Consider the following 17,617-nt stretch of genomic DNA (forward strand, 5'->3'; position numbering starts at 1 on the left):
ACTCCTACCATGTGATAAATCCTTTGGATCCTGGCGGTGCATGTTGAATCATTTGGAAAATCGGAATAGCGTAAGCAATAAGGATGAGCGCGAAGGCAATGCCAATCCACAGTTTCCAGTTTTCTAAGAATTTCGGTGTCGCAGAGGTATCACTTGCTGCGAGTGGGAACTCCACAAACTCATGCGCTTCCACTGCTTTTGGAGAAAGGAACGCACTCATGATGACGATGTAGAGAAGCAGCATCGCAGACAAGAACAAGATGCTTCCGCCTACGGCCATCGTCACATGATTCGTCAAAATGCCATCAAACCATTCCAGTGCGGACGGGTGATCATTATAGCCAGAGTATGCTGTCCGACGAGGCGCACCGAGAAGCCCTAAGATGTGTTGCGCGGTACTCATCAATAGCATCCCGACAGTCCACGTTCCGATCTGGATGAAGGCGAGCTTCTGCATGGCTTTCGAGAACTTTCGCCCGGTCAGGTACGGAATCATCCAAAACGTCAGCCCCATAAACGTCATCGCCACTGGTGTTCCAACTGTGATGTGGAAATGCCCCACGACCCAAAGCGTGTTATGAACGATTTCGTTTAGTTGGAAACTTGCGTTGACTATACCGCCTGCCCCGCCCGGAATGAAGAATGCCATCGCAATAAAGAGAGACGTGAAGCGGACGTCTTTCCACGGCAGTCTCGTGAACCACCCGAATAGTCCTTTTCCGCCATTCTTGCGGCCGGCGCGTTCAAAGTTCGCAAACATCGAGAACGCCGTCATGAGCGACGGGATGATGACCATGAACGTCAAGACAACCTGGAAGAACTTCCAGAAGTTCGAGATCCCTGGCTCCATCAACTGATGGTGGAAGCCGACCGGAATCGAGAACAGAATAAATAGAACGAAGGCAAATCGGGCAAGGGCGTCACTGAAGACTGGCACTCCGAGAATTTTTGGTACCACAACGTACCAAGCCATGTAGGCTGGTAGCAACCAGAAGTACACGAGTGGATGTCCGAAGTACCAGAACAATGTCCGGCTCAGCTCGACGTTGATTGTATCGACCCATCCAAATGCCCACGGGATGTACTGGAACAATACGGTCGCAACCACCCCAAGACACGCAATGATCCAGAGCACAATCGTTGATATGGTCATGAAAGCAAATAACGGACTCAGTTCACCGCGGTTGGCTTTACGCCATTTCATATAGTGGGCGACTAACGCAAAGCCCATAATCCACGTTCCGACCACAAACAGCGCAAGTCCTACATAGTACCAGCCGCTCGCTTTTAATGGCGCGTAAAAGGTATAGAGAACCGATGCTTTTCCGCTAATGATCATGACGGTCGCAAGGATGGTTCCAGCGAGCATGACGATGAATCCAATCCAGTTCCATAGAAGAACTTTCGGCCCGAAGGCTCCTACACTTTTACTCATACCGGTCACAAAGAAAGCAAAGATGAAAAAGGTCGTAAAGATAAGGGCAAGTAATACGCCATGCGCCGTTAAGATCTGATAATAGTCGAGCCATGCTGGGAGTGTCAGTGCATCATTGCGGATAAACACTTGCAGCAATCCTGCGAGTGTCCCAATCAAGAAGGCCGCATACGCCACTCCGATATTCCAAAGAGCTAATTTCCGTTCCCCTGCGCCGATCATTCTTCCGTCACCTCAATTTCTGTAAACATGTAATGATGCCCGGTACCACAGTATTCATTGCAGAGAATCAAATACTTCCCGGGTTTATCAAACGTGTACGATTTCGTCGTCACTTGACCCGGTACGACCATCATGTTGACGTTCGTGTTATCAATCGTAAAGCTGTGCACCACGTCGGTGCTCGCCACTTTGAAAATAATCTCTTTGCCTGCGGGGACTTTGAGGTCCTGCGGCTCGTAACCAAAGGCCATTGCGATGATGGTTGCCTGATAGGTGTCCTCATCAAGTTGTTTCACACCCGGTTCATTAAACGGTGCCGTCTCCCGTACCTTTTCCGGATCGATTTGCTGAATGCCGCCTGCTGGCGAGTGGTGATCATTGGTGAAGGCACTCACGCCCACGATGCTTAGGAAGACGACTAAGCACGTTACGCCAAAGATCAACCAAATTTTTTCGTATTTATGAAGATGCATGGGGATACTCCTTTCCTTCTACTGAGATAAATACATTCCGTAAACAGCGACCCACATCGCCACGATGACAAATCCAACAAAGAAGACGCTGATCAATGTGCCTTTTAAGTTCTCTTCGTGCACATCTTTCTTCTTGGCCATTCCACTTCACCTCACCTAGTTTTCGTCTTGAAATAAGCGTAAAGCAATGGGTCCGAGACCACTGTGACAAACATCACACCTGTGACAATAATCGGCGGGTTGTCGACATTCATTCATGATTTCGTCAAACTTTGTCTGTAACTAGAAAGGGCAGGATTAGAAATGCCAAGGTTTTGTGAAAGTGGGGTCAGTTGGAGTGCCCTGTTGGGTCGGTTCCAGGTTGAACTTGGGTCGGTTGGAGGCGTAACTTGGGTCTCAGGAGAAGTATGGCGGGAGGATAAGGCCAGGTTGGGTCGGTTAAAGGACCAGGTTGGGTCGGTTGGACCCCCCAACTTAGGCCGGCATGACACGGATGTCCAAACAATCAAGACAAAAAAAACGACCATCCTCTTCTTCAGAGAATCGTCGTTCGTTTAGTCAATGCGACAAAGTGCCAACGGGCAGTTTTCACATTGGATTTCATTTTTAAGGAAAGCAAGATTTCGCACAAGGATTTTCCCGTCACACGTCGAGATGACTTCTTGCCGCTTCAAGTCCGACAGCATCCGGTTGGTCACTTCCCGCGCCATCCCACAGAAGTTCGCAAGGTCCTGATTTGTCAGTTGTACATCAATTAAGATGCCGTCTGCTTTTTGAACTCCGTAGCTGTTTGTCAGCCGGATAAGCGTGGAATACAACGCCCCCTTCTTGCCGTTCAACAACAGGTCCCGGAAACGCGTCTGGGTCTTCTGCTGATTCAAACACATCCATTTCATGAAAGCCGCTGCGAGTCGCGCATTCTTCTGCAGTTCCGCCTCGAGTTCTGGAAGAGGAAACACGTGGCACTCCGCTTCTTCTTTCACTTTTGCGTCACACATATACGCAGCACCGGATGTGTACAAGTACACTTCACCAAGCAGCTGACCGGGACCACAAATTCGAAGAGTCAGCTCTCGGCCATCTGTCGTTACTTTATTTAACTGCACTTTCCCTTTCGTTAGGAAGTACAGGTATTGAATCGTGTCGCCTTCTTGAAACAAATAACTATCTTTCGCGTAACTCTTCACATGATGTGGCAAGGCAAGCAATTCTTTTAGATCTTCTGAAATGGTCTCTCGTTCCACATACATGGTGGTCACCTCCGATAGTAGTATACTCACCACCACTTTATACCATGAATGCAGGATTGGCTAGGCACTTTTGTGTCTGTTTTTCAATGATTTTGAGGAATTTACTAAGATTTCATAAATCCTACAAAAATCAAAATTAATTATGCTGGAGTTGTATTGGTAAAGATATTAAAGTAATGCCTCGAGCTGCCTGCATACTTCTTGAACGGACGCATGCGTCGTATCAATGATGACGTCTGCACTTCTTTCAAGAAGGGGTAAAACCGTTCGATGATTGTCTCGAATTTCTTCCCATTGGTGCGGCGTTTTTCCATATGGATTCGTGGTTCGTGTTTGAATTCGCTCGAGCATCGTCGGAAGTTCTGCTTTTAATAAGACGACTACATCGAACTCGTTATAAAACATCCCTTGATTGTCACAACACCCGGAAATAAAGAGATGATCGCTACCTACACTTCTCAGCAGTTGGGATATTTTTTCCTCAACCAAAAAATGGGCGGTCTCTTTATCAGTTACGACTTCTCTGACGTACCCGCCATAATCCGTATCTACCGTTCGGTACCCTCTACGATGTAATTCATCCAGTGCGCTGGTCGTTCCGACTCCGGATAACCCGGTGATGTATATGATGGTCATGACAACCTCCTATTTTTTTATCGCCCGAAAAAATTCGTTTTCTATTAATTCCTTCGCCGCTTCTAAACTTTTGGTATTCGTAAGTACTTCTAGCGGGATGTAGGCTTCATGATTTTTTCGCTTAAATTTTCGCATCTGCTGAATATCAAACCCCAGTGTCATTTGAATCGCATGCTGAACTGCTTCTCCCCTTGTGGAAGTTGGATTACCAGCATCTACATGGAGAATCAGGCATTGATGATTCTTTTCCCCATTCAGTGTAGCGAATTTTGCTACCTTTCCCACAAATCGCATGGGTGTAAATCCTACAGAAAATGTTTTCCCAGTCATTGAAATTCTCATAGGACCTAACGCGCCGAGAAATTTGTATAGATCCGTAAACACCATTAGTTCATTCATCTTGGTTCCTCCGTTTTTTTGTTGTTACTACAAGCCACCTATGGTTCTAGTAAATGAATCTCCCCGTTCTCATCCATTCGAATCTGATAGTTCCACTCTGTAGCTTGTTCATACTCTACATTTACATCTGCTATATACACGTCTTTAAGAACGTCATCTTCATAGTGATATTCTTCGTAATAGATTTCATCGAAATCTCCTTCAAAACCATAGGTATACATGTAACTAATTAGCTGTCCTTGATCAAACGTACATTTAGATATCGTGTTAAGTTCCTTATGGTGATTGAACCCAATACCCCAGACAACATTATCTTGGTAGAGAAGATATTCCTCATCAAAGAAATCCGTAGCCGTAGTAAATTCATGAACTTTTTTAACACAAACCAATTTATTCTCATTATTGAAGCCATACTCATAGTCATACTGGCTAAATTTAGGGGTGCGTTTATAAATCTTTCCTCTCTTCGCATTCCCCAAATATTTATCCTTAACTAGACTAGGGCAGTAATATCCTCGGTGAAGTACCTGGCCGCCTTTTGCATGTTCAATCCGCGAGACGTGCTTATCCGTTTGCTGTTTGAGAAGGTGTCGTTTGTTTTTATATTCCTCATACATCTCCTTCAAATGGTTTATCCGCTCTTTAAATATCACTAGTTCATGCGCATCCATACCCTCACCTTGTTCTTGAAGGTATTGCTTCATTTCTCGCTTCATTTGTTCAATGTCTAGTTCTATTTCTTCCATCAAGGCTCCTCCTTCTCGACAGTCTAAGCCGCTTTTTATAACACGTTTGGATCATGATTCAGCGTCTTCAACATATTCACACCTGCCACGTGAAAGCCAAGCTCTTCGTAAAGCTTGCGTGCGCCCGTATTGCTACCAAATACATGAAGTTTGAAATAGCTGATTTCTTTATCTTGAAGGAACGCTTCAAGCTGCTTCATCACCTCGGTGCCAATCCCTCGCCCACAGTACGCATCCACTAAGTAGATTTCATAAAGAAAAGCACTCTTCTTTTCTACTTCCATCTTCACCCACACGTAACCTGCTAATTGCCCCTCTACTTGAACTGTATATAAGTGATGGTGAGGAGTTGCCAGTCCCTCCGGAAGTAGATTGTTTAATTGCCTTTCCGCTTGCACAGACGGAGCTTCCCCTACTTCATGCACGTTTTCAGCCAAAACTTCTGTATATCGTTCTAATTTATCGCAAAAATAGCTTTCAAAATCTTTTGGAGTCATTTCTCTTAATTCAACCATCATGTACACCACCCTCTTTGTGTATAAATCCTTGTCTCACTTCTCAATCGCCATACATAGGGAGTCCTTGTTTACTGGGCTGCTTATGATAAGTGGATTATTAAACTAATCACAGTCCAAATGTCTTTTCAAGATAGGGTGTGAGTGTATTGTTAAATACCCACGCAATGAGGAACATCAGTAAAGTTAACCCCACAATGGTCAATCCCATAGACATCCAATATTTATTCAAAGTATCCATACGTTCACTGATTTTATATGCACAAAAGCCAATTGTTGCACCTATTGTATTTATAATAATATCCTCTATATCAAAGCTTCCTAAATAAGTTACTAATTGAACAATTTCCATACATAGAATAAGAGAGACAAACAAGGCAGTAAACTTAATATATGTTTTAAAGTGATGTTCAAATAGTTTAGGCACAAGTATACCAAACGGAATAAATGCCAGAAGATTACCAAGAGAAAAGACCCAAATTTTAATAATATCTATTGAAAATTGGTTAGGGAACCACAAGGGTATTCGAAGAAGTTTTAAAGAATATCGATATTCCTGGGATCCTACTAGATTCGGACGTCCAAATCCGAACAGCATAAAATATACTAATATCGCTAGGTAAACGCCTAAGAGTATAGATAGATATTTCTTTTTATTTTTTTGTTGTATCAATTGCACGTTACTTCTCCAGTCTGCGAATTTAAATTTTTTGAGCCGCACATCATATGAATGAATCGTCTTAAATTATATTTTAAAACAAGTAAACAGATAATCATAGCTCTCGAAATTCCATAATCTAGCACTTTTTTCGATACTATATATCTAAGTTCGAATCATATATTCTGGAGGTTCATCAATTTTAAATGAGCTGAACTCTTCTTCAAACAACAAAAGCTCCCTAAAATAATTAAACGACTAATTATTTCAGGGAGTTTAAATTTCTATAAATTACAAATAGCTCTTTCTTCACATTCCATTTACTTATGATAGGGCTCTCCGTGATGGAACTAATTGAGGTTTTTAATACACTTGATATCCTAATTCCCAAAAATAGCCACATACTGATCCTGCAAAACAAACCTGTTACCCGACCATGCTAAGGTGTTCAAAACATACCCTAAAGAATCAGCATTATATCTCCCTGCAATTTTCTGATAGGCCAATAGCTCATATCGGTTATTTGAGTCAAAATCTACAGGATACAAACCACTAAGAGGATTTACAAATCCAGTAATCGGACTCTTCAGTTTGCCATTTTTATCATAGATTTCATTTAAATACTCACTGCCTCTTGTTGAGATGTCTATAATGTACGTTTTATTATTTATTAAGCTAACAACTTCCACTTTGTAATAATCCTGATAAGTAACCTCATATTGGTACTGTTCATTGTATACATTAAAATCAAATAATAATTGTGCTCTATTTTCCAGAAAGGAATAGATGTAATGGTACATGATCCCACCACTACCACCTGTAGCAATGCTAATGAGAATATCATCTACTCCATTGCCAGTAAAATCCCCCAGGAATAGTGAAGGATTATAACCTGCATTTTCACGTAGCGAGACACTTGTTAGCTGGCCAGATCTTCCATCTTGAACGAGCAAGGTGATATTTTGGATAAATGGACTACCCGGAGTCATTATCCCGGTTAGATAGACATTATCAGGTATTCTATCCCCCGTTACATCTCCACGAGCAAACGAAACTACATTAGGAAGATTTATATCCATCCTAGGGTCATAATTATACATACCATGCTCCTTTGCATACTATCTACACCATTTCTCTGCGTTCTATAAATGTATGTTCCGGTTCCTTAATTTATATCTATTCGTACCATTCAATTTCATCCATTAACAGAAGTTGTATAATAAAGGTTAGAGATAGAAAAGAAAGCGAAAGGGCGATGACATGTTTAATCAAAAAAGAATAAGAGATTACGGGGTAGAAATTGGTCGATTAGAAACAGGTCCTTTTAACGCAATTACCGATGTAGAAGGAGTAACAGTTGGGCATGTGACGCTAAGCGATAACAATATGCAAACAGGGGTCACAGCCATTTTGCCGCATCAAGGCAATATCTTTAAAGAAAAACTAATTGCTTCCAGTCATGTGATTAACGGGTTCGGAAAAACGATGGGTACGATTCAAATGATGGAATTAGGTACTTTAGAGTCACCTATTCTATTAACAAATACATTAAGTGTCGGGTTAGCTGCAGATACATTAATTGATTACATGCTAGAAAAAAATCCTGAAATTGGACGCACAACTGGAACCGTGAATCCCGTAGTCGGGGAATGCAATGACATGTTTTTAAATGATATAAGGGCAAAGTTTGTGAAGCCGCACCATGTACTTCAAGCACTTGAAAGTACGTCGTCTGAATTCGAAGAAGGAACAGTTGGTGCAGGAACTGGAATGCTTTGTTATTCACTAAAAGGAGGAATTGGTTCTGCTTCTCGACTAATGGAAATGCAATCTGGAAAATACACAGTCGGGGTTTTGGTGTTGTCTAATTTCGGTATCTTAAGCGATTTGTTGGTGAAGGGTAAAGCTGTTGGTCAAGAATTGAAGGAAGCCATGCTCGCATCTTATAAAGAAGAGGATAAAGGGTCCATCATGATTATCGTTGCAACCGATCTTCCAGTGTCTGAGAGGCAATTGAATCGAATCATAAAAAGGTCCGTTACAGGCTTATCTAGAACGGGTTCAATCATTACAAATGGAAGTGGCGAGATCATCATAGGATTCTCAACGGCCACCAAGATTCCGCATGAAAAACCAGAGCATTGTTTGACAGTCCCTCAAATTCATGAAGAAGATATGGATATGGCTTTTAGAGCTGTGGGAGAAGCGACGGAAGAAGCCGTTTTGAATTCACTAGTAACAGCAGAAGCCGTGATTGGACGAGATGGGAATGAAAGACCTGCATTTAAGGATTTAATACAGAAGTTCGGTATTCAGCTTAAGTGAATGTTACACATTGCAAAAGTTGATAGCAAGAAGGAGGTCGATAATCGATGGCATTGAGAGACATCGACCTCCATTTAGACTCACCTAAAATGACTGAGGGTATCCTGCTTGCTAAAATACGCCTATTTTAACGATTGTACATAAGCTTCCATTCCTTGCAGACGAAGTTTACATGCTGGGCACTCCCCGCATCCATCCGCAATGATTCCGTTATAACATGTCAATGTTTTTTGACGTACAAAGTCAAACGCACCTAGCTGATCCGCTAAAGCCCATGTCTCTTCTTTATTGATCCACATGAGTGGCGTATGTATAACAAATGATGTATCCATTGATAAATTTAATGTGACATTTAATGATTTTACAAAGATATCGCGACAATCTGGATAACCACTAAAATCGGTTTCACATACACCTGTCACAATATGCTTCGCGCCAATTTGGCTTGCTAAAATCCCTGCGAATGATAAAAAAACTAAATTACGACCTGGCACAAACGTAGATGGGAGCTCGCCTTCCTCTCCTTCTTTTATTTCGATATCGTCACGCGTTAACGCATTCGGTGCTAACTGATTCAAGAGCGACATATTTAAAATATGATGTCGTACGTTCAACTCCTGTGCAATTTGTTTCGCACACTCAATTTCGAGTGCATGTCGTTGTCCATAATCAAAAGTTATGACTTCTACCTCTTTAAAGTTTTTTATAGCCCAAAACAGACACGTTGTACTATCTTGCCCGCCACTAAATACAACAACGGCTTTATCCTGTTTCATTATTTTTTCTCCTCTCTTTGAAAACAAAAACAGTACTCAGATACAGTACTGTTTGATCTTAATTTTTTATAGAGAGTTGCTAATAACCTCTCTTTGCAAGCAACGTTTATTGAATTAAAAAATTACCGATTATCAATTTTTTCAGGATATAAATCATGATTCATTAAACGATAGTTTGCTATTTCTTCATACTTCGTACCTGGACGACCGTAGTTACACCATGGATCGATGGAAATACCTCCACGTGGCGTAAACTTGCCCCATACTTCAATATAGCGAGGATCTAAAAGTTTAATTAAATCATTCATAATAATATTTACACAATCTTCGTGGAAATCACCGTGGTTGCGGAAACTAAATAAATATAATTTTAACGACTTACTTTCCACAATTTTTTTATCTGGAATATAGGAAATATACATCGTTGCAAAATCCGGTTGCTGCGTAATCGGACAAAGACTTGTAAACTCTGGGCAATTAAATTTCACAAAATAATCACGGTCTACATGTAAATTGTCAACAGACTCTAATACTTCTGGTGCATAGGAAAATGTGTACTTCACATTTTGATTCCCTAATAATGTTAAATCCTCTAATCCTTCTGTTTGGTGACGACCAGACATAAAAAAACCTCCTTAAGCTAATACCGTAGTATTCCAAGGAGGGCTAACTATAACGACTATAAATAAACTAGTAGAGGCATAAAAAAAGCCACATCCGATATGGACATGGCGAATTGTCATGTATCCATAGTTTTTTATAGAGGGTATCAGCTATGAACCTCTCCTGAACAACTCAGGTATTTCATTATTTTTCATTGTATTATATCTATTGGTGACTGTAAATCAATTATTTCATTATGCTTTCCTAAAATAATTGGAATTCATTTCATACTTAATTCAAGCTTCCTTAACATTTACCTTACCTTTTACAGCCCAGAATTACACCCCTCTTTTATTTCCCCAGATGAGGGTATGCAGCTGTGGCAGTACTTTAACATCGTTTAATTGTTCATCCATCATCACTTGATCAATGAGCATTTCATACTTTGCCAATAGATGATTTGCTAATTGTCCAGTGTCTGAAGTGGTAATATCATCATTTCCGACTTGTAAATAAAGTGGGATGTCTGGGTATCGTTGATGTACATCTTTGGCATACTCATAATCCTCTTGATTAAAGATAACGATTTTTAGAGACATGTGCTGATCACCATTACGTATTTTCAACTTCTCTAAAATAGTAGACAGCATCGAAAAATCTGTGGTCATACCAGAGCTAGGTGGCTTTGGCGAAATTGTCAATTCATCGATGTCGTAAAGCCAATCCTGCCACTTACTTCCTTGCGTCTCTACCCCAATTTTAATTTTATTTTTTTTCAAAATCGCAACCAGTGCACCTAAGTTGGAAAGAAGCGCTGGGTTTCCTCCTGAAATGGTGACAAATGAAAACCTATTTCCACCAACACGTTTCAACTCAGTCCAAATATCCTCCGCCGTCATTTGCACGATTAAATGCTTGCCGCTGCCGTCCCATGTAAATGACGAATCACACCAAGAACAGGCATAATCACATCCCGCTGTGCGTACAAACATCGTTTTCTGACCTATTACCATGCCCTCGCCTTGCATTGTAGGACCGAAAATCTCAATTACAGGGACTTTACTCAACTTCCATCCATTCCCTTCTTGCTTCAGCATAGCTCGTAGGCGTTTCATATAGCCTAACAAACTCTACACGTGCGCCATCATACTGTTGCTCCTTTTGCAAAGCTTCACGTAACTTCTCATAAATCCAAACTACAATATTTTCAGCTGTTGTATTCATCGGTGGGAGCGTTTCATTGATATAATGATGGTCCAAATACGTTTCGATTTGCTTCCACATTTCCTTAATATCACCAAAATCAATCACCAATCCACGATCGTCCGTATAACCGCTTACGCCTAAAATCACACGATACGTATGTCCATGTAGATTTTTACACTTTCCCTCATAGTTATGTAAATGATGCGCAGCATCAAACGTAAACTCTTTACTCACAAGCACACGTTTTGCATGATACTTTAATTGATTTCTTTTAATATCTACATCGATTTTTTGTAGCTTATCGACAATTCTAAATTCAGGCATACGTTAAAATCTCCTTCAGCATATAAATATAAAAAACTCCCTCGTAAAATGTTTCCGACACTTTCCAAGAGAGGCGCTATGAATCGTTCTATTAAAACATAGGAATACAACATAAAAAGCCATGTCCTATATGGACATGGCAAATTGTCATGTTTCCATAGTTTTTTATAGAGGGTATTAGCTATGAACCTCTCCCGACTTACTTCGGGTGTAATTGTATAAGATTATCATATAGTAGTTTCAAGAGGATATCAAATGTAATTCCACTAAAACCGTGCTTACTTAGAAACTATAGGCTAATAGTAATTATTTCTAGCCAATATTAATAACGGGTATACTAATAAAGAAAGGGTGTGGTTCATTATGAATACAATGAAGGCGGTAGGCCCCTCTCTCTTTAACAGAGGACAGTTGCAGGAATATCTGAAAAAAAGGCAGCTCTCTGATTGGGGATAGCTACCTTCGTTTACGATTATTATGAAAAGGTAGGAGCAGGGAATTCATCAATTCTCATACGAAGTAAACTATATGGTTTTTCCCGCTGGTCTCTTCCATAATGAAATCTCGCCTGCCGATGTAATTGATTCACAATGACATATAAGTATTGATCGGGGCCAATTGAAAAAGTATCCGGCCATAAAATTCTCGGGTCATGTGCGATGGTTTCCATTGCGCCATTCGGCAATATCTTCCGGATACTATTGTTTTCATAGTCTCCCGCATATACGGTTCCTTTTGCACCGGTGATCATTCCATCAGACGCACCTTTTTCCCCCCAATACTGCACATATTGGGATAAATTCATGTCCTGTATCCTTCTGTCTCTTAGGGCTTCTGTTGAGATCGAGAACAACTGCCGGCTGGTTAGCGGAGCATAATATAATACCTTTCCATCAGGAGAAATCGCTAAACTATCGGAAGCCAATCTAAAGGGGGAAGTCAAGCCGTCCGGGTTTCGATTCATCAAAATTTCACCTTCTACTTTCGGAATAAAGCAGGGATCAGGTGAAGTTGATAGTGCCCCATTTAACCGTCTAAACGCGTTCCCATTTTCTAAATCTACGACGATAATAGCCCCTGGCCCCCTGGAAGAAGAATCTGTTATATAGGCATAGCCCGTTCTTCCAACCCGAAAATCCAAACGGACATCATTCAGATAAGTTGTTGGCAAGACAACATCTTTTGTAAAGGTATATACTCTCTTTATGGTATTCGTGCTTAAATCTACAGCAACTAATTTTGCTCCCCCTTGAATAGGTACAGAAAAATTTGGTGCCCCTGTATCTAGTACCCAAAGTGTTCCTCTTCCATCAGCAACGATACTTTGGACACTGACGAAAGACATCGTAATATTCTCAGCATTAACTAAATTGGTTTCTAAATTAGGATAAGGCTGCAATTCACCCTCTACAATTTCCGCCACAGTAAATGGAACGTCGTCTCCCCATTTCGGAAAGCACACAAAAATACGACCGGTTTCGGAAACGCTGACACCTGTAGGCATAGCCCCATAAAAAGCATGCACCAGTTCAATCTTCCCAAAATATTTTTCCCTAGGTAACATAGGTTGCATGTTATCCTCCTTATCAAATACGAACGGATATCACCTATATATGATTGAAATTATTTATAGTGCCTGGTTCTTGAAAAAATTTTCTTTTATCGTGATGGATAGAAATAAATTGAGTCTGCATTTTTTGGGTGACAGATACCTTTTGTAACATTTACTAACCAATAGGTGTCTAAATGAGAGTAAAGGAGAAAGGAGGATTACATATGCAAAAATCATACGTTTTTCAGATGTTAGGTTACCTACTCACCGCACTTACCTTATTCTCCCTCGTTCCGCTCATCTTCCCTTTTTTAGGTGAAGCTATTCAAACTATTTCTGCAGAGGCTTACCTTTTTCTATATGTCGATATGACAATATTTTATTGGGTTCTGCTAAGCCTGTTATGTGCTCTTCCTGCGTGGTATGTATTGAGCAATTTGATAGGAATGAAAACAAAACCTGGTTATGTACTGGGAGCACAATTCCTAATATGTTCAGTTCTGATTACTATCTATTATTTCAATCGCCACTATTTAGATGAATTATGGATCAGCTCGCTTTACGAATAATGGTTGAAATTTAGTTAGCTTCTGAGGCACCCGTTTTGATAGAAATAGTTTTATACTTTCATTCTAAGTATTTATACTTAAACTTTTCGTCTTCCGGAGGATTTGGATGAATTTGACGCACAGTAACGGCGCCTTCCAAATAGGAGTAGGTCGTTTGAGGTTCGCCCTCAAAAATCACATGCGCCAGTCTTTCACCAAAGATTTCAGTTTCTGCTTTAAGATGTAGAATTTTCGCTTCAGGGAATGTCACCTGAATATGCGCTTCAGTCAGTTTTTCTAACCTTTCCGCATCTTGATAGGCCTGATATTTGTAGACTCCATATATTCCGAATAGAGCAATGAGCCCTAAACTTAAAAATACAAATATTCCTATAGCCAATTTGGTTCCAAAGGTTAGTTTCATTTTTTCATTCATGAAGACCCCTCATCCCTAAATGATTTCTTCTCAATCACTCCATATCATTTCTTTAATCTGGAAACTTTAAAGAAAGATCTTTCGTTAATAATAATGAACTTCATTATATTTGGAAATGGGGAGAATATATGGGATTCTGGTATTTCTTGATTTTATTTATAGGTATTTCTTTAGTGGCTCTAGCACTCATCAAACGTTCCATGCATACTTCAAGGAAATGGGCGATGCTAGTAGCAGGAGTTGGGATGGTCGCACTTTCTTTATTCATGTTCCAAGATGGTAGCGCCGAAATCGTCGATAACTTATTAAAATCTATGAATATCGATTTGTAAGGATAACCATCTGACTAGAGTTTCTAGTTGGATGGTTTTCCTTTTATCTACTCCAAAAACCTAACAAATGAATGCGGCCCATCCATTGATGTGAGTTATGGCGGATTGTGTAATGCATGGATACCTCTTATTATAGACAAGCACCATAATAAAGGAGGTTTCCCTCATGCAGTACAAGACGCATTTCGCTGGAGGTGCACTGCTCACGCTCGCGGTCATTCAACACACTGACATCGCGGCGCCTGATCAGATCGTGCCATTCGCCGTCGCTGCCATGATTGGCTCGGTTGCTCCAGACATCGACCACAAGAACAGCTTCATCAGCAACCGCTTGAAACCTTTTGGCTTCTTAGTGAGACGCACGACGACCCATCGCGGGGCGACCCACTCTCCACTAATCATTTTCCTGTTCAGCTTGCTTATGTATTATGGGTTAGAACTGGCCGGATTCAGTTCCAGTGCCTACGCAATTGCTTCTGGATTCTTCATAGGTGCGATCAGTCATGTTCTACTCGATATGCTGAACACACAGGGTGTGCCACTCCTGTTTCCGGTTCCAAAGGCGAAGCGTTTCCGCCTCGCCCGTATCCGGACAGGTGGCCTGATTGAGAAGGTAATCTTCATTGTTCTTACCCTTTTCGCGTTCCAATTCTTACTGAACATGATTTAACGCGGACATCCTCAGATCTTGTTTGAGGGTGTTCTTTTTTATATTCACTTCTTCCAAAGCATTTCCTTTTATTTTCATTCTTTTTTTTACCACTTTACAGTAATCAAAGGCAATTGGATGGCTTTCCCATTTGGTGTCACCAGCACAAATCAGATTATTTAATATGTTTTGGGTGACAGGAACCTATACAATATTTTCATCTTTACGTCCATTATATACCATAAATTGATATTTATAGATGTGTTTCTAAAAATTCTGTTCGTTCAAACTATCAACTTTCCTTTGGGCAACTTCAGCAGAGCGACTAAGAGTCCATAAATTCGCTCTAGGTGTCTCTTACCCTAGAAAGTCGATAATTAAAGCCTGTATCCCGAAGGTAACCCTGTTGTTACATGAAAATACATTTTTGCATTTAAATATTTCCCAATACAAGGAAAATTTAATGTGTGATAATTTATATATGTAACAAACATAAATTGTAAAATGAGGTGTTTAATATGAAATCCTACTAAATTTTAATTTAAGGTTAAAAAAATTATAAAAATGACAGGAGAAATTTAATGTGAAGAATTTAAAGTTGTTTTTTATTACCTTTTTAATTTCAATATCTTTTTTGGTTTCAATAATTTTGCTTCCGCAGCTGAGATTTTAGACGTAACTCAAAAGAATCATTTAAGGGAGTTAGGTTTTTCAAATGAAGTTATTGAATCAATGACGCTTGATGAATTTAATTATTACGAGGAAATTATTCCAGAAGATGAAACTGATTCTAGTACAAATGTATATAAAATCACCTCTAATTCCGAAGGTCAGGTGATGAAAATTGAAGGATTTAACGAAGAACAAGCTGAATTTCAGATGAAGGTTGAAAATCGATACTCTATAAATTCTATGCAAAGCTGTAGTAGTCCTACATTCTGTAATAGCTCTACCTCATGGCTTTCAATGACAACTAGCGCCACTAAATTAACTACAGGTAATATCTTATTAAACAATAGTTTTACATGGTTAAAAAATCCGAATTTCACTATGACAGATATGGTTGGAATGAATTATAATGACAGTGCAGTGATTGTTCCGAGCACTACGAAATTTTCATATAAATATAAAGATACTCTTGGTACACATTCAGTACCATATAGACAAATTGCTAATAATGCACATGGTATCGCAGCTACATTCAATTTAAAATCATTTGGTGCAGATTCTCCTCCTGCAAATCATCACGGTTATCTTTCCGTGCAAATACAAAAAGGGAACGCTGCAGATATACGTGCTAATGTGTTTGGCCAGTATACGCACACTACAGCCACATTTAACATTAGTTTGTCAATTCGATCGGGGGATATTAGCTTAGGCTTCCTTACTAAAGAAACTAAGATGCCAAGTACGGCATTAGTGGTAACTTATTAAAAAAGAAAGTTAGTGAAAAAATGATAGAAACATTATTAGTTTTATCTTTTGTATTAAATCCAATATTTGCTCTATTTTTTATTTTAAACCTATGTTCTTTTATAATAAAAGTGAGCAAAAAAGAGTATGAATTATTACGAAAAAACATCATCTTCCTTTGTATTACATTTGTTTATATTATTTTCACGTTAACATGGCAGTTCGCAAGGTTAGCTGAAAAATTAAATCCCCCTATTTTAAATTGATTTCTAGGTCTATAAAAAGGGACCTAAATATGGCTTCTAGGTCCCATCCACATTCTACAAATATTTTATTGGTTATTGTTTTTGGTAAATATCTTTCCTAAGATTTAATTAAAAAACGGAAGTTAAGAAGTATTGTCAAATATTCACGTTATGTGACTCCACTAGTGCGACTATAAATCCAGGGAGTCGCTCTACGTCTCGCTTCGTCCTAAGAAAGCCGATAATCACAGGCTGTATCCTAACAGACTGCCTGTTGACTCCTGTCTTTTTCTTCATGGACGAACGAGTCGGAAACACAGTAAGCGTCAAATAGTGAACACGTTGATTCTTATAAAAGAAAATGCCATGAAAAATCAGTTGATTTTGCATGGCATTTTTCTATTTCTTTGATTGGATGTAACAATTCATTGGTAAGTTTTTTGACCACGGCATCAGATCTTCGAAGGATCCGAGTTTCTCTAGATCGCGTTGTGGAAGTTCTTCAAAAAGAAGTTGCAGGTAGAAGAAAGGGTTGAGCCCATTTTCCTTGGCAGTCTCGATGAGACTGTAAGCGATGGCACTCGAGGTAGCGCCTCTTGTCGAGGCTGCGAACAGCCAGTTCTTCCTTCCAATCACAAATGGTTTGATGGAACGTTCTGCACGATTGTTATCTATTTCGATTCGACCATCTTTCATAAATGTCGTAAGTTTTGGCCATTGTTTCAATGTGTATGAGATTGCAATTCCCGTCGCTGTCTTTGGAGCGACAATATCCTGTTGGTCTTCAAGCCATGCCAAAAAAGCATCCAGCACGGGCTGACTGTCATTTTTCCTGATCTTTAGTCGTTCTTCAGGAGGCTTGTCTTTGATTTTT

Annotated in this window: 22 protein-coding genes and 2 riboswitches; of the genes, 5 read left to right on the forward strand and 17 right to left on the reverse strand. The window is 40.0% G+C overall.

The features are described 5' to 3' along the window. Positions 1-4: 4 nt before the first annotated feature. From ACFO0S_RS11360 to ACFO0S_RS11405, 10 genes are all read right to left on the reverse strand, one after another. On the reverse strand, positions 5-1,657 hold the full coding sequence (locus tag ACFO0S_RS11360) for a b(o/a)3-type cytochrome-c oxidase subunit 1 (protein WP_378142186.1): 1,653 nt from the start codon (positions 1,655-1,657) through the stop codon (positions 5-7). Continuing rightward, positions 1,654-2,130 carry a cytochrome c oxidase subunit II gene (locus ACFO0S_RS11365; RefSeq protein WP_378142187.1) on the reverse strand — a complete coding sequence of 159 codons (477 nt, stop codon included), beginning with the start codon at positions 2,128-2,130 and terminating at the stop codon, positions 1,654-1,656. The genes ACFO0S_RS11360 and ACFO0S_RS11365 overlap by 4 nt, the downstream gene beginning before the upstream one ends. Positions 2,131-2,148: 18 nt before the next feature. Beyond that, a complete protein-coding gene (locus ACFO0S_RS11370) occupies positions 2,149-2,271 on the reverse strand; it encodes a cytochrome C oxidase subunit II (protein WP_378142189.1) in 123 nt (40 codons plus the stop codon). A gap of 413 nt (positions 2,272-2,684) precedes the next feature. Further along, a complete protein-coding gene (locus ACFO0S_RS11375; protein WP_378142190.1) occupies positions 2,685-3,380 on the reverse strand; it encodes a Crp/Fnr family transcriptional regulator in 696 nt (231 codons plus the stop codon). A gap of 168 nt (positions 3,381-3,548) precedes the next feature. Further along, positions 3,549-4,016 carry an RNase adapter RapZ gene (locus ACFO0S_RS11380; RefSeq protein WP_378142191.1) on the reverse strand — a complete coding sequence of 156 codons (468 nt, stop codon included), beginning with the start codon at positions 4,014-4,016 and terminating at the stop codon, positions 3,549-3,551. 9 nt (positions 4,017-4,025) lie between these two features. Then, positions 4,026-4,415, reverse strand: a complete 390-nt coding sequence (locus ACFO0S_RS11385) for a hypothetical protein (protein WP_378142193.1) — start codon at positions 4,413-4,415, stop codon at positions 4,026-4,028. Positions 4,416-4,453: 38 nt separating this feature from the next. Beyond that, complete coding sequence (locus tag ACFO0S_RS11390; RefSeq protein ID WP_378142194.1) at positions 4,454-5,161, reverse strand: hypothetical protein; 708 nt, start codon at positions 5,159-5,161, stop codon at positions 4,454-4,456. 35 nt (positions 5,162-5,196) lie between these two features. Next, positions 5,197-5,679, reverse strand: coding sequence for a GNAT family N-acetyltransferase (locus tag ACFO0S_RS11395; RefSeq protein WP_378142196.1), 483 nt, complete (start codon positions 5,677-5,679; stop codon positions 5,197-5,199). A gap of 106 nt (positions 5,680-5,785) precedes the next feature. Beyond that, positions 5,786-6,355 carry a VanZ family protein gene (locus ACFO0S_RS11400; protein ID WP_378142197.1) on the reverse strand — a complete coding sequence of 190 codons (570 nt, stop codon included), beginning with the start codon at positions 6,353-6,355 and terminating at the stop codon, positions 5,786-5,788. A 359-nt stretch (positions 6,356-6,714) separates the two neighbouring features. After that, positions 6,715-7,434: a VCBS repeat-containing protein gene (locus ACFO0S_RS11405; RefSeq protein ID WP_378142198.1), complete on the reverse strand. Its 720-nt coding sequence runs from the start codon at positions 7,432-7,434 to the stop codon at positions 6,715-6,717. 160 nt (positions 7,435-7,594) lie between these two features. On the opposite strand from ACFO0S_RS11405, the gene ACFO0S_RS11410 reads away from it, so the two are divergent. Then, entirely contained in the window at positions 7,595-8,659 is a 1,065-nt protein-coding gene (locus ACFO0S_RS11410; protein ID WP_378142199.1) for a DmpA family aminopeptidase, read from the forward strand. Positions 8,660-8,781: 122 nt separating this feature from the next. Here ACFO0S_RS11410 and queC read toward each other — a convergent pair whose 3' ends face one another. The 5 genes from queC to ACFO0S_RS11435 form a co-directional block, all read right to left on the reverse strand. After that, complete coding sequence (queC, locus tag ACFO0S_RS11415) at positions 8,782-9,435, reverse strand: 7-cyano-7-deazaguanine synthase QueC (protein ID WP_378142200.1); 654 nt, start codon at positions 9,433-9,435, stop codon at positions 8,782-8,784. Between the two features lie 122 nt (positions 9,436-9,557). After that, positions 9,558-10,058: a preQ(1) synthase gene (gene queF / locus ACFO0S_RS11420; RefSeq protein ID WP_378142201.1), complete on the reverse strand. Its 501-nt coding sequence runs from the start codon at positions 10,056-10,058 to the stop codon at positions 9,558-9,560. 120 nt (positions 10,059-10,178) lie between these two features. Beyond that, positions 10,179-10,225, reverse strand: a riboswitch (PreQ1 riboswitch). A gap of 151 nt (positions 10,226-10,376) precedes the next feature. Next, positions 10,377-11,105: a 7-carboxy-7-deazaguanine synthase QueE gene (gene queE, locus ACFO0S_RS11425; RefSeq protein ID WP_378142223.1), complete on the reverse strand. Its 729-nt coding sequence runs from the start codon at positions 11,103-11,105 to the stop codon at positions 10,377-10,379. After that, positions 11,098-11,568: a 6-carboxytetrahydropterin synthase QueD gene (queD, locus tag ACFO0S_RS11430; protein WP_378142202.1), complete on the reverse strand. Its 471-nt coding sequence runs from the start codon at positions 11,566-11,568 to the stop codon at positions 11,098-11,100. Before queD ends, queE begins: the two co-directional genes overlap by 8 nt. Positions 11,569-11,719: 151 nt before the next feature. Then, positions 11,720-11,766, reverse strand: a riboswitch (PreQ1 riboswitch). Between the two features lie 277 nt (positions 11,767-12,043). After that, a complete protein-coding gene (locus ACFO0S_RS11435; RefSeq protein WP_378142203.1) occupies positions 12,044-13,141 on the reverse strand; it encodes an L-dopachrome tautomerase-related protein in 1,098 nt (365 codons plus the stop codon). Between the two features lie 203 nt (positions 13,142-13,344). Here ACFO0S_RS11435 and ACFO0S_RS11440 point away from each other — a divergent pair, with 203 nt between their 5' ends. After that, positions 13,345-13,689 carry a hypothetical protein gene (locus ACFO0S_RS11440; protein WP_378142204.1) on the forward strand — a complete coding sequence of 115 codons (345 nt, stop codon included), beginning with the start codon at positions 13,345-13,347 and terminating at the stop codon, positions 13,687-13,689. 58 nt (positions 13,690-13,747) lie between these two features. Here ACFO0S_RS11440 and ACFO0S_RS11445 read toward each other — a convergent pair whose 3' ends face one another. Continuing rightward, positions 13,748-14,104 (reverse strand): hypothetical protein, encoded by a 357-nt coding sequence (locus ACFO0S_RS11445; protein ID WP_378142205.1) that lies wholly within the window; start codon positions 14,102-14,104, stop codon positions 13,748-13,750. Between the two features lie 128 nt (positions 14,105-14,232). On the opposite strand from ACFO0S_RS11445, the gene ACFO0S_RS11450 reads away from it, so the two are divergent. The 3 genes from ACFO0S_RS11450 (at position 14,233) to ACFO0S_RS11460 (ending at position 16,519) form a co-directional block, all read left to right on the forward strand. Then, entirely contained in the window at positions 14,233-14,436 is a 204-nt protein-coding gene (locus ACFO0S_RS11450; RefSeq protein ID WP_378142206.1) for a hypothetical protein, read from the forward strand. Positions 14,437-14,602: 166 nt separating this feature from the next. After that, a complete protein-coding gene (locus ACFO0S_RS11455; RefSeq protein WP_378142207.1) occupies positions 14,603-15,106 on the forward strand; it encodes a metal-dependent hydrolase in 504 nt (167 codons plus the stop codon). A gap of 711 nt (positions 15,107-15,817) precedes the next feature. Further along, positions 15,818-16,519 (forward strand): hypothetical protein, encoded by a 702-nt coding sequence (locus tag ACFO0S_RS11460; protein ID WP_378142208.1) that lies wholly within the window; start codon positions 15,818-15,820, stop codon positions 16,517-16,519. A 623-nt stretch (positions 16,520-17,142) separates the two neighbouring features. Here the strand turns inward: ACFO0S_RS11460 and ACFO0S_RS11465 are convergent. Further along, the coding region (locus ACFO0S_RS11465; RefSeq protein WP_378142209.1) for an IS66 family transposase at positions 17,143-17,617 on the reverse strand (475 nt) is incomplete at its 5' end.

This window comes from Chryseomicrobium palamuruense, from assembly GCF_042649045.1.
Lineage (GTDB): Bacteria > Bacillota > Bacilli > Bacillales_A > Planococcaceae > Chryseomicrobium > Chryseomicrobium palamuruense.

Coding starts and splice junctions, on each gene's coding strand:
- ACFO0S_RS11360 (WP_378142186.1), bottom strand. CDS start 1,657: ATGATCGGCGCAGGGGAACGGAAATTAGCTCTTTGGAATATCGGAGTG.
- ACFO0S_RS11365 (WP_378142187.1), bottom strand. CDS start 2,130: ATGCATCTTCATAAATACGAAAAAATTTGGTTGATCTTTGGCGTAACG.
- ACFO0S_RS11370 (WP_378142189.1), bottom strand. CDS start 2,271: ATGGCCAAGAAGAAAGATGTGCACGAAGAGAACTTAAAAGGCACATTG.
- ACFO0S_RS11375 (WP_378142190.1), bottom strand. CDS start 3,380: ATGTATGTGGAACGAGAGACCATTTCAGAAGATCTAAAAGAATTGCTT.
- ACFO0S_RS11380 (WP_378142191.1), bottom strand. CDS start 4,016: ATGACCATCATATACATCACCGGGTTATCCGGAGTCGGAACGACCAGC.
- ACFO0S_RS11385 (WP_378142193.1), bottom strand. CDS start 4,415: ATGAATGAACTAATGGTGTTTACGGATCTATACAAATTTCTCGGCGCG.
- ACFO0S_RS11390 (WP_378142194.1), bottom strand. CDS start 5,161: ATGGAAGAAATAGAACTAGACATTGAACAAATGAAGCGAGAAATGAAG.
- ACFO0S_RS11395 (WP_378142196.1), bottom strand. CDS start 5,679: ATGATGGTTGAATTAAGAGAAATGACTCCAAAAGATTTTGAAAGCTAT.
- ACFO0S_RS11405 (WP_378142198.1), bottom strand. CDS start 7,434: ATGTATAATTATGACCCTAGGATGGATATAAATCTTCCTAATGTAGTT.
- ACFO0S_RS11410 (WP_378142199.1), top strand. CDS start 7,595: ATGTTTAATCAAAAAAGAATAAGAGATTACGGGGTAGAAATTGGTCGA.
- queC (WP_378142200.1), bottom strand. CDS start 9,435: ATGAAACAGGATAAAGCCGTTGTTGTATTTAGTGGCGGGCAAGATAGT.
- queF (WP_378142201.1), bottom strand. CDS start 10,058: ATGTCTGGTCGTCACCAAACAGAAGGATTAGAGGATTTAACATTATTA.
- queD (WP_378142202.1), bottom strand. CDS start 11,568: ATGCCTGAATTTAGAATTGTCGATAAGCTACAAAAAATCGATGTAGAT.
- ACFO0S_RS11435 (WP_378142203.1), bottom strand. CDS start 13,141: ATGCAACCTATGTTACCTAGGGAAAAATATTTTGGGAAGATTGAACTG.
- ACFO0S_RS11440 (WP_378142204.1), top strand. CDS start 13,345: ATGCAAAAATCATACGTTTTTCAGATGTTAGGTTACCTACTCACCGCA.
- ACFO0S_RS11445 (WP_378142205.1), bottom strand. CDS start 14,104: ATGAATGAAAAAATGAAACTAACCTTTGGAACCAAATTGGCTATAGGA.
- ACFO0S_RS11450 (WP_378142206.1), top strand. CDS start 14,233: ATGGGATTCTGGTATTTCTTGATTTTATTTATAGGTATTTCTTTAGTG.
- ACFO0S_RS11455 (WP_378142207.1), top strand. CDS start 14,603: ATGCAGTACAAGACGCATTTCGCTGGAGGTGCACTGCTCACGCTCGCG.
- ACFO0S_RS11460 (WP_378142208.1), top strand. CDS start 15,818: ATGACGCTTGATGAATTTAATTATTACGAGGAAATTATTCCAGAAGAT.